Source organism: Pseudonocardia sp. KRD291, from assembly GCF_019263595.1.
Taxonomy (GTDB): domain Bacteria; phylum Actinomycetota; class Actinomycetes; order Mycobacteriales; family Pseudonocardiaceae; genus Pseudonocardia.
Genome location: NZ_JADQDD010000217.1, coordinates 1 through 10,903, shown reverse-complemented (window position 1 = coordinate 10,903; position 10,903 = coordinate 1). Strand labels below are relative to the sequence as shown.

The 10,903-nt window shown below is 73.2% G+C and carries 9 protein-coding genes; 7 read left to right on the top strand and 2 right to left on the bottom strand.

Annotation, left to right across the window (positions count from 1 at the left end):
- Positions 1–69: 69 nt before the first annotated feature.
- Positions 70–1,152, bottom strand: a complete 1,083-nt coding sequence (locus tag I4I78_RS24015; RefSeq protein ID WP_218613743.1) for a magnesium and cobalt transport protein CorA — start codon at positions 1,150–1,152, stop codon at positions 70–72.
- 267 nt (positions 1,153–1,419) lie between these two features.
- Between I4I78_RS24015 and kdpF the strand changes: the two genes are divergently transcribed.
- From kdpF to I4I78_RS23980, 7 genes are all read left to right on the top strand, one after another.
- Positions 1,420–1,593, top strand: coding sequence for a K(+)-transporting ATPase subunit F (kdpF, locus tag I4I78_RS34290; protein ID WP_374225909.1), 174 nt, complete (start codon positions 1,420–1,422; stop codon positions 1,591–1,593).
- Positions 1,593–3,287 (top strand): potassium-transporting ATPase subunit KdpA, encoded by a 1,695-nt coding sequence (gene kdpA / locus I4I78_RS24005; protein ID WP_218613742.1) that lies wholly within the window; start codon positions 1,593–1,595, stop codon positions 3,285–3,287. Before kdpF ends, kdpA begins: the two co-directional genes overlap by 1 nt.
- A 32-nt stretch (positions 3,288–3,319) precedes the next feature.
- The gene (gene kdpB, locus I4I78_RS24000) at positions 3,320–5,425 is read left to right on the top strand and encodes a potassium-transporting ATPase subunit KdpB (protein WP_218613744.1); all 2,106 of its coding nucleotides are present in this window, start codon (positions 3,320–3,322) and stop codon (positions 5,423–5,425) included.
- A 17-nt stretch (positions 5,426–5,442) separates the two neighbouring features.
- Positions 5,443–6,048 (top strand): potassium-transporting ATPase subunit C, encoded by a 606-nt coding sequence (locus tag I4I78_RS23995; RefSeq protein WP_218613741.1) that lies wholly within the window; start codon positions 5,443–5,445, stop codon positions 6,046–6,048.
- A gap of 127 nt (positions 6,049–6,175) precedes the next feature.
- Positions 6,176–8,731 carry a DUF4118 domain-containing protein gene (locus tag I4I78_RS23990; RefSeq protein WP_374225908.1) on the top strand — a complete coding sequence of 852 codons (2,556 nt, stop codon included), beginning with the start codon at positions 6,176–6,178 and terminating at the stop codon, positions 8,729–8,731.
- The gene (locus I4I78_RS23985; RefSeq protein ID WP_218613740.1) at positions 8,728–9,429 is read left to right on the top strand and encodes a response regulator; all 702 of its coding nucleotides are present in this window, start codon (positions 8,728–8,730) and stop codon (positions 9,427–9,429) included. Before I4I78_RS23990 ends, I4I78_RS23985 begins: the two co-directional genes overlap by 4 nt.
- A gap of 154 nt (positions 9,430–9,583) precedes the next feature.
- Positions 9,584–10,450, top strand: a complete 867-nt coding sequence (locus I4I78_RS23980; protein WP_218613739.1) for a type IV toxin-antitoxin system AbiEi family antitoxin domain-containing protein — start codon at positions 9,584–9,586, stop codon at positions 10,448–10,450.
- A gap of 79 nt (positions 10,451–10,529) precedes the next feature.
- Here the strand turns inward: I4I78_RS23980 and I4I78_RS23975 are convergent.
- The coding region (locus I4I78_RS23975) for a CAP domain-containing protein (protein WP_218613738.1) at positions 10,530–10,903 on the bottom strand (374 nt) is incomplete at its 5' end.

Genomic DNA, 10,903 nt, shown 5'->3' with positions numbered 1-10,903 from the left:
GAGCAGCTTTCGCTCACCGGGTGGGGTGGGCCTGGCCGAGCCGGCGGCCAGGGTCGGGCCCGTGACGGGCTACAGCCACCCCTGCCGTTTGAAGCCGAGGAACAGTCCCACGGCCAGCAGCACCATCAGCGCGAACGCGAACGGGTAGCCGAACGTCCAGTGCAGCTCGGGCATGACGTCGAAGTTCATGCCGTAGATGCCGGCGATCAGGCTGGGCGCGAACAGGATCGCGGCCCACGACGACACCTTCTTCATCTGCTCGTTCTGCTGGAAGCCGGCCTCGGTCAGCCGCGTCATCTCGTCGTTCTGCCGTTGCGCGACCAGCGTGGAGTTGACGGTCAGGATGTTGGTCAGCAGCTGCCGGAAGCCCTCGGTGCGCTCCATCACCCGGGTCGCGTGGTCGATCACGTCGCGCATCAGCCTGCGCAGCTCGAGGTCGGTCGCGTCGCCGCTCTTGGCGAACCGGCCGCGCAGCTCGCCGAACATCTCCTGCAACGGTTCCACCGCCCGCTGGAACGCGATCACCTCGCGGGTGAGCTGATAGATCCGCCGGGACACGCCCGGGTCCCCACCGAAGACCTGGACCTCGATCTCGTCGATGTCGTCCTGCAGCCCGTCGAGGACCGGCCCGTAGTCGTCGACGACCTTGTCCAGCACCGCGTAGAGCACCGCGTACGGGCCGTGCGCGAGCAGGGCCGGGTCGTCCTCCAGGCGTTGGCGGACCTCGCTGAGGTCCGGCTCCTCGGCGTGCCGCACGGTGATCACGAAGTCCGGCCCGATGAACAGGTGCACCTCACCGAGCTCGACCACCTCCACCGGGTCCACGTAGCGGGCCGGGCGCAGCACGACGAACTGGGTCTCGCCGTAGCGCTCCATCTTGGGGCGCTGGTGGGCGTTGACGGTGTCCTCGACGGCGAGCCCGTGCAGCTCGAACTCGGCGGCGACGTCGTTGAGCTCCTCCTCGCTCGGGCGCAGCATGCCGATCCAGCAGAAGCACTGGTCGGCGGCGACCTCGCCGTTCTTCGAGCGGTCGTCGGCGCGGTGCGCGCTGTCGTGCTGGCAGCCGCGCAGCGCGTCCAGTGCCTGGTCCAACGACGACGGGTCGGCCGTGCGGCGGCCCTCGACGTAGACGGCGTTGTCGATCACCGACATCGTGCGCCCCTTCCGCTGCGGTCCCGGCCCGTGACCGGTCCGCGGCGGGCCGGTGTCGGGCTGCACGGCAGCGTAGCCGCGGATGCGCGCCGGGGCTGTCCGGACGTGGCCGCGGTGCTGCGGTGACCGGCCTCACCGGGGCGTCAAGGAGACGTCAAGAACGCCGGTCACGGTCGTCAAGCCGCCGTAACGGGGCGCGGGGCGGGCCGGTGTCGCGCGCACGCTTCGTCGGCTCCCCCGGAGGTACCGGTCGGGAGGGTTCGAGGAGTGGTCCGTGGCCGACCTGGCATTCGCCCTGCTGCTGATCGCGAGCTTCGCGGTGTTCGCACTGCTGCTGCGCGGTCTGGACAAACTGTGATCACCAACATTGTGGGCGGGCTGATCGCACTCGTCCTGCTCGTCTATCTGGTGATCGCGCTGCTGCGCCCGGAGCGGTTCTGATGAGCCCTGCCGTGGCCGGCCTCCTGCAGGCCGGTGTCCTCGTGCTGTTCCTGGCCCTGGCCTACAAGCCGCTCGGCGGCTGGATGGCGCGGGTCTACTCCGATGAGAAGCACTGGCGCGCCGAGCGCCTGCTCTACCGGATCGTGCGGGTCGACCCCGGGGTCCAGCAGCGCTGGACGACCTACGCCGCGGGCGTGCTCGGCTTCTCGTTCGCCTCGATCGTGCTGCTCTACCTGCTCCAGCGCCTGCAGCCGCTGCTGCCCCTGGCCTTCGGCCGCGGCACCGACGACGCGACGACGGTGGCGCCGGCGATGGCGTTCAACACCGCCGTGTCGTTCGTGACGAACACGAACTGGCAGTCCTACGTGCCGGAGGCCGTGCTCGGGCACACCGTGCAGATGGCCGGCCTGACCGTGCAGAACGTCGTATCGGCCGCGGTCGGGATGGCGGTGGCGGTCGCCCTGGTGCGCGGGTTCGCCACCCGCGGCAGCCGTGAGGGGGACGGCATCGGCCGGATCGGGAACTTCTGGGTCGACCTGACCCGGGGCGTCACCCGGATCCTGCTGCCCCTCGCGGTCGTCGCGGCGATCGCGCTGGTCGCCATGGGCACCGTGATGTCGCTGCGTTCCGGCGTCGACGTGACCGGCGTGGACGGCGCGCAGAGCACGCTGCCGCTGGCCCCGGCCGCGTCCCAGGAGGCGGTCAAGGAGCTGGGCACCAACGGCGGCGGGATCTTCAACGCGAACTCCGCGCACCCGTTCGAGAACCCGAACGCGCTGTCGAACCTGTTCGAGATCTTCCTGCTGCTCGTCATCCCGGTGGCGCTGACACGCACGTTCGGGATCATGGTCGGCAACAGGCGCCAGGGCACCGTGCTGCTCGCGGTGATGGGCGGGATCTGGGCCGTGTTCCTGGGCCTGACCTGGCTGGCCGAGACGTTCCCGAACGGCCCGGCCGCTCTGGCCGCCGGCGGGGCGATGGAGGGCAAGGAGCTCCGGTTCGGTGTCCCCGGCTCGGCACTGTTCGCGGTGTCGACCACCGGCACGTCGACCGGTGCGGTGAACTCGCTGCACGACAGCTTCTCCGGCGCCGGCGGCGGGATCACGCTGCTGAACATGCTCCTGGGCGAGGTCGCGCCGGGAGGTGCGGGGGCGGGGCTCTACGGGATCCTGGTGCTGGCGATCATCGCGGTGTTCCTGGCCGGGCTGATGGTCGGGCGGACCCCGGAGTACCTGGGCAAGAAGCTCGGACGCGTCCAGGTCACCTACGCCGCCGTCTCGATCCTGGCGATGCCGGCGCTGGTGCTGCTCGGCTCCGGACTGGCGATCGCGCTGCCCGGTACCGCGGACGCGCTCAACAACGAGGGGGCGCACGGCTTCTCCGAGGTGCTCTACGCCTACGCCTCCGCGGCGAACAACAACGGCAGCGCGTTCGCCGGGATCACCGTGACCAGTGACTTCTTCCAGACCAGCCTCGCGGTCGCGATGCTGTTCGGCCGATTCGTGCCGATCCTCGCGGTGCTCGGGCTGGCCGGGTCGCTGGCGCGCCAGCGACATGTCGAACCGGGCGCGGGGACGCTGCCGACCGACGGCGTCCTGTTCGGGGCGCTGGTCGGGGGCACCGTGCTGCTGGTCGCGGCACTGACGTTCTTCCCGGCCATGGCGCTGGGACCCATCGCGGAGGCGCTGTCGTGAACGCCCCCACGCGGAACGAGAAGGGAACCGACGTGGTGAGCACCGAGGTACGGACAGAACCGCGCAGCGAGGCACCGTCCGCCCCGGTGGCGGCCGGGGCGTTCAACTGGGGCCGGCTCGTCGCCTCCTTCCCGGACGCGCTGCGCAAGCTCGACCCGCGGGTGCAGCTGTCCAACCCGGTCATGTTCGTGGTCTGGGTCGGCTCGGCGCTGGTCACCGTGCTCGCGGTCATCGACCCGAGCGTGTTCGCGATCCTGATCGCGGTCTGGCTGTGGCTCACGGTGATCTTCGCGAACCTGGCCGAGGCCGTCGCGGAGGGCCGTGGCAAGGCACAGGCGGAGTCGTTGCGCGCGACGAAGCGGGACACGACGGCGCGGCGGCTCACCCCGGACGGGAGCGAGGTACAGGTCCCCGGCACCGCACTCACGATCGGCGACCTCGTCGTCGTCGTCGAGGCGAACGAGGCGATCCCGGGCGACGGCGACGTCGTCGAGGGCATCGCGACCGTCGACGAGTCGGCGATCACCGGCGAGTCCGCGCCGGTGATCCGGGAGGCCGGCGGTGACCGCAGCTCGGTCACCGGTGGCACCACCGTGCTCTCCGACCGGATCGTCGTGCGGATCACCACGAAGCCCGGTGAGTCCTTCGTCGACCGGATGATCGCGCTGGTCGAGGGCGCGGCCCGGCAGAAGACGCCGAACGAGATCGCGCTGACGGTGCTGCTGTCGGTGCTGACGATCATCTTCCTGCTGGCGGTCGTGGCGATCTCGCCGATGAGCGCCTACGCGGGCTCGCAGGTGTCGCTGACCGTGCTCACCGCGCTGCTGGTGTGCCTGATCCCGACCACGATCGGCGCGCTGCTCTCGGCGATCGGCATCGCCGGGATGGACCGGCTGGTCCAGCGCAACGTGCTCGCGACGTCGGGCCGTGCGGTCGAGGCGGCCGGCGACGTCGACACGCTGCTGCTGGACAAGACCGGCACCATCACGTTCGGCAACCGGCAGGCGACCGAGCTGCGCCCGGTCGGGGCCACCACCCGCGAGCAGCTGGCCGAGGCGGCCCGGCTGTCCAGCCTGGCCGACCAGACGCCGGAGGGACGCAGCTTCGTCGCGCTCTGCGCGTCGGAGTACGGGCTGGCCCCGGAGGCCGACCGGGCCGAGGCGGTGGCGCGGTTCGTCCCGTTCACCGCGCAGACCCGGATGTCGGGCATGGACATCCCGGGCGGCACCGGCGTCGGGGCCACCGCCCGGGTCGTGCGCAAGGGTGCCGCCGGTTCGGTGCTGGCGTGGGCGCACGCCACGGACCGGGTGGAGGTGGACCGCCTGGTGGACACGATCTCCGACGAGGGCGGCACGCCGCTGGTCGTCGCCGCCGCGGACACCGCCGACGGTGCCGGCGCCCGGGTGCTCGGCGTCATCCGGCTCTCCGACGTGGTCAAGCCGGGCATGCGGGAGCGCTTCGCGGAGCTGCGCGCGATGGGCATCCGCACCGTCATGATCACCGGCGACAACCCGCGCACCGCCCGGGCGATCGCGGCCGAGGCCGGGGTGGACGACCACCTCGCCGAGGCCACGCCCGAGGACAAGATGGCGTTGATCCGCACGGAGCAGGAGGGCGGACGCCTGGTCGCGATGACCGGCGACGGCACCAACGACGCGCCGGCGCTGGCCCAGGCCGACGTCGGGGTCGCGATGAACACCGGGACGGCCGCGGCCAAGGAGGCCGGCAACATGGTCGACCTGGACTCGGACCCGACGAAGCTGATCGAGATCGTCGAGATCGGCAAGCAGCTGCTGATCACCCGCGGGGCGCTGACCACGTTCTCGGTCGCCAACGACCTGGCCAAGTACTTCGCGATCCTGCCGGCGATGTTCCTGGCGCTCTACCCGTCGCTGGGCGCGCTGAACGTGATGGGGCTGGCGACCCCGCAGTCGGCGATCCTGTCCGCGGTCGTCTTCAACGCGCTGATCATCGTGGCACTGGTGCCGCTGGCCCTGCGCGGGGTGCGCTACCGGCCCTCGTCCGCGGCGAACCTGCTGCGCCGCAACCTGCTGATCTACGGGCTGGGCGGTGTGGTGACCCCGTTCGTCGGGATCTTCCTGATCGACCTGCTCGTCCGACTGATTCCGGGACTGTGACGGAGGAGATGGGAGACATGCTGACCACGCTGCGCCGCCAGACGGCGACCGGGCTGCGCCTGCTGCTCGTGATGACGGTGCTCTGCGGCCTCGTCTACCCGCTGGCGATCTGGGGGGTGTCCCGGATCCCGGGCCTGTCCGGGCAGGCCGAGGGGTCGATCGTGGCCGGCGGCGCCGGGTCGTCGCTGATCGGGGTGGACCCGGTCCCCGCGGACCCGGCCGCCGACCCCTACTTCCACACCCGTCCCTCGGCGTCGTCACAGGGCGCGCTCGGCCCGGGCGACACCACGACCTCCGGCGGGTCGAACAAGGGCGGCTTCGACGCCGAGCTGCTGCAGGACGTGCGGGAGCGGCAGGCGCTGATCGCCGGCCGCGAGGGCGTGGCGCCCTCGGCGGTGCCGGTGGACGCCGTCACCGCGTCGGCGTCCGGGCTGGACCCGGACATCAGCCCGGCCTACGCCGCGCTGCAGGAGATGCGGGTGGCGCGGGTGACCGGGCTGCCGGTCGACCGGGTGCGTGCACTCGTCGCGGACGCCACCGACGGGCGGATGCTCGGTTTCCTCGGCGAGCCGACGGTGAACGTCACCGAGCTGAACCTGGCCGTGCGGGACGCGCGCGGGTGATGGAGTGCTCGCCCGGCGCCGGTGGTCGGTCCTGCGCCGGCCCACACCTTCCCGACCACCCCGGTGAACGGCTCGACGTGCTCCGGGGCGCCGCCGTCGACAACCGGAGCCGGGAACGGACAATGGCGTGGTGACCAAGCGCGGTGAGCTGCGGATCCACCTGGGAGCCGCCCCGGGCGTGGGCAAGACGTTCGCGATGCTCGGCGAGGCGCGGCGGCGCCTGGACCGCGGCACCGACGTCGTCGTCGGAGTCGTGGAGACGCACGGGCGGGAGCGGACGGCGTCGCTGCTCGAGGGCCTCGAGGTGATCCCGCGCCGCCGCGTCGAGCACGGTGCGAGCGCGCTGGAGGAGATGGACCTGGACGCGGTGCTCGCCCGCAACGCCGAGGTGGTCCTGGTCGACGAGCTCGCGCACACCAACGCGCCCGGGTCGCGCAACGCCAAGCGCTGGCAGGACGTCGAGGAGATGCTCGACGCCGGCATCGACGTGATCTCCACGGTGAACGTGCAGCACATGGAGTCGCTCGGCGACGTCGTCCACCGGATCACCGGAGCGCGCCAGCGGGAGACGGTTCCGGACGAGGTGGTGCGCGGCGCCGAGCAGCTCGAGCTCGTCGACATCACCCCGGAGGCGCTGCGCCGGCGGCTCGCGCACGGCAACGTCTACGCCGCGGAGAAGGTGGACGCGGCGCTGGCCAACTACTTCCAGGTGCCGAACCTGATCGCGCTGCGCGAGCTGGCACTGCTGTGGGTGGCCGACGAGGTCGACGTCGCGCTGCGGCGCCACCGCACCGACAAGAAGATCACCGACGTCTGGGAGACGCGGGAACGCGTCGTCGTCGCGCTGACCGGCGGTCCGGAGTCGGAGACGGTGCTGCGCCGCGCCACCCGGATCGCCAAGCGCGCCGGGCAGGCCGACCTGTTGGCCGTGCACGTGCTGCGCGGCGACGGGCTGGTCGGGGCGCCGATCGGGGCCACGATGGCGATGCGCCGCCTCGCCGAGGGCGTCGGCGCCACGTTCCACACCGCGGTCGGCGACGGCGGCGCGGACGCGGTCACCACGGCGCTGCTGGACTTCGCGCGCGGCGTGAACGCCACCCAGCTGGTGCTCGGCACGTCCCGGCGCTCGCGGCTGGCCCGGCTGTTCGACCCCGGCATCGGCGCGCGGGTGGTGCAGGAGTCCGGCCCGATCGACGTGCACATGGTCACCCACGACTCGGCCGGGCGGGCGCTGCGGCTGCCGGTGTTGCGCGGGGGCCTGCCCGCCTCCCGGCAGAGCGCCGGATGGGTGCTGGCCGTGCTGGGACCCGCAGTGGCCACGCTGGCCGGGGTGCTGCTGCGCGACGTGATCGGCCTGTCCACCGACGTGGTGCTGTTCTTCCTGGCCGCGGTCGTGGTCGCGATCGTCGGCGGGCTCGGCCCGGCGCTGCTCGCGGCGCTGCTCGGCGGGTTCGGGCTGAACTTCTTCCTGACCCCGCCGCTGTACTCGCTCTCGATCAACGAGACCGGGAACCTGATCACCGTGGTGACGATGCTGGTGGTCGCGGTGCTGGTCGCGCTCGTGGTGGACCGCGCGGCGCGGCGCGCGGAACAGGCCGCCCGGGCACGGGCGGAGGCGGCGCTGCTGGCGTCCTTCGCGCGGACCGTGCTCACCCGCACCGACCCGTTGCCCCGGTTGCTGGAGAAGGTGCGGGAGGCGTTCGGGCTCCGGTGCGCCGCGCTGCTCGAGCGGGCCGGCGACCGCACCGATCTCCCCGGCCGGGCCGGGTGGCACCTGGTCGCCGTGTCCGGGCCGCCGGACTGCCTGCGCCCGGACGAGGCGGACGTCGACGTCGAGGTGGAGCCGGGCCTGCACCTGGTCGGCACCGGGCGGTCGCTGCCCGCGGCCGATCGACGGCTGCTGGAGACCGTCGGCGGGCAGGCGCTGCTCGCGCTGCGCAGCCAGCGCGCCGCCGCCGAGGCCGAGTCCGCGCGGCACCGCGCCGAGGTGAACGAGACCCGCGGCGCGCTGCTCTCCGCCGTCGGGCACGACCTGCGCAGCCCGCTGACCTCGATCAAGGCCGCCGCGGGGAGCCTGCGCGACCCGCTGCTGCGCCTGTCCGGGACCGACCGGGCCGAGCTGCTGGCCACCGTGGAGGAGTCCGCGGACCGGTTGACCGGCCTGGTGGACAACCTGCTCGACTCGTCGCGCCTCGCGGCCGGGGCCGTGCACCCGCTGCTCGCACCGATCGGCTACGGCGAGGTCGCGGTACGCGCGCTGGACGGTGTCGAGAACGCCGCCCGGGTCCGGGTGGAGATCGACGAGGCGCTCCCCGACGTCGTCGCCGACGTCGGTCTGCTGGAACGGGTGGTGGCCAACGTCGTGGACAACGCGCTGCGACACGGGGCGGGCGCCCCGGTCGCGCTGCGCGCGAGCGCCCACGCCGACCGGGTCGAGCTGCGGGTGGTCGACGGCGGCCCGGGCGTGCCGCGCCACTCCCGCGACGGCCTGTTCGCGGCGTTCCAGCGGCTCGGTGACCGGGACGCGGCCCCCGGCGTCGGGCTCGGGCTGTCGGTGGCCCGGGGCCTGACGACCGTCATGGGCGGGACGCTCTCGGCGGAGGACACCCCCGGTGGCGGGCTGACCGTCGTGGTGTCGATGCCCTCGGCCGGCGCGGTCGCGGAGCCGGAGGTGATCGGGTGAGCGAGCCCGCGACCGGGACACGGGTGCTCGTCGTCGACGACGACCCGCAGATCCTGCGCGCCCTGCGAATCAACCTCACCGCGCACGGCTACACGGTGCTGGTCGCCGCGGACGGCGGGTCCGCGCTGCGGGTGGCCGCCGACGGGCACCCGGACGTCGTCGTGCTGGACCTCGGGCTGCCCGACCTCGACGGCACCGACGTGATCTCCGGGCTGCGCGGCTGGACCCCGGTCCCGATCCTGGTGCTCTCGGCCCGGGCCGACTCCGGCGACAAGGTCCGCGCCCTCGACGCCGGCGCCGACGACTACGTCACCAAGCCGTTCGGGATGGCCGAGCTGCTGGCCCGGCTGCGCGCCGCCGTCCGCCGCGCCGCGGCGTCGCCGGTCGACGGTGAGGCTGTGATCGCGACCGCCGACTTCACCGTCGACCTGGCCGCCAAGACGGTCGCCCTCGCCGACGGGTCCGAGGTGCACCTGACCCCGACCGAGTGGGGCATCCTCGAGCTGCTGGTGCGCCACCGCGGCAAGCTGGTCGGGCAGCGACAGCTCCTGCGCGAGGTGTGGGGCCCGGCCTACGGGTCGGAGACCAACTACCTGCGCGTCTACCTGGCCCAGCTGCGCCGCAAGCTGGAACCCTGCCCGTCGAGGCCGAAGTACCTGATCACCGAGGCCGGCATGGGCTACCGCTTCGACGGCTGAGCCGGGGCCGCCGCACGCCAGGCATGATCGGCGCAACCGGCACGGACGCGACAGATCTGTCGCCTTCCTGCCGGTTGCGCCGATCATCACCCCAGGCGCGAACGGTTTCCCCGGTTCGGCGTCGGCGCGGCGTCCGGCCGGTCACGCTCCGGAGGTGCAGATCGACGACCTCCTCCGCCGTCAGGGCGGAGTGATCAGCCGGGCCCAGGCGACCGCGCTCGGGATGTCGCTGCGGACGGTTCAGCGACGGGTGGCCTCCGGCGCCTGGCTCGAGGTCGCACCCGGGGTGTTCCTGACCGGCGGCCACCGGCTCACCGACGAGGTGCGCGTGCGGGCGGCGTGGCTCTGGGCCGGGCCGACGTCGCTCATCAGCGGCCCGGCCGCGGCGTTCTGGCACCGGTTGCTCGACCACCCGGGCCGGGTGGTCGACGTCGCGGTCGCGCCGTCGAGCCGGCGGCGACCTCCCTCGGGTGTGGCGACACGTCGGCGGGAGATCGACTGTGCCGACCGGGCCGAGATCCGCGGGGTCGCCCTCACCGGCCTCGGACTGACCGTGCTGGAGACGGCCGCCGTCGTTCGCGACGGCGCCGCGTTCCTCGATCGCGCGCTGCAGCGCCACCTGGACTTCGACGACCTGTACGCGGCCTACTGCCGGGCCGTCGGGACCCGGGGCATGGCGAAGGCGGGCATCCTGCTGGTCGCGGCCGCCGACCGTGCGGACTCCGCACTCGAGCGGCGGCTGATCGGCCTGCTGCGGACCGCGGGGATCACCGGGTTCGTGGTGGGCCACCCGTTCGGCGACCGCGCGATCGACCTGGCCTTCCCCGCCGCGCGTCTCGCCGTGGAGATCGACGGCTGGGCCTTCCACGCCGACCGGGCGCGGTTCGCCGCCGACCGTCGCAAGGGCAACGACCTGCTCGCCGCGGGATGGGGCCTGCTCCGCTTCACCTGGGACGACGTCATGAACCATCCGGTGGCCACCGTCGCCCGCGTCCGGAATGCGCTCGCCCGGGCCGCATGATCAGCGCAACCGGCACGGACGCGACAGATCTGTCGTCTTCCTGCCGGTTGCGCCGATCATGAGACGGCCGGACGGCGGGTCAGCGGCCGAAGTCCTGGGTCCAGTAGTCGGCGTCGCCGGCCAGGCCGACGCCGATCGTGGTGAGCGAGCAGTCCTCGATGTTGCGGCGGTGGCCGGGGGAGTCCATCCAGGCCTCCACCGCGGACGCGGCGTCGGGCTGGCCCTGGGCGATGTTCTCCGCGCCGGGAGACGGGTAGCCGGCCGCGGACAGCCGGTCGGCGAACGAGCGACCGTCGCGGCTGTCGTGGGCGAAGTAGCCGGCCGCGGCCATGTCCTCGCTGTGGCGCCGGGCCGCCTCGGTGATCCGGGGGTCGATCCGCACCGCGCCACACCCGGCGTCGGCGCGCCGGTCGTTGGTCAGCGCGACGACCTCGGCCTCGGGACCGGACGGCG

Coding starts and splice junctions, on each gene's coding strand:
- I4I78_RS24015 (WP_218613743.1), bottom strand. CDS start 1,152: ATGTCGGTGATCGACAACGCCGTCTACGTCGAGGGCCGCCGCACGGCC.
- kdpA (WP_218613742.1), top strand. CDS start 1,593: ATGAGCCCTGCCGTGGCCGGCCTCCTGCAGGCCGGTGTCCTCGTGCTG.
- I4I78_RS23995 (WP_218613741.1), top strand. CDS start 5,443: ATGCTGACCACGCTGCGCCGCCAGACGGCGACCGGGCTGCGCCTGCTG.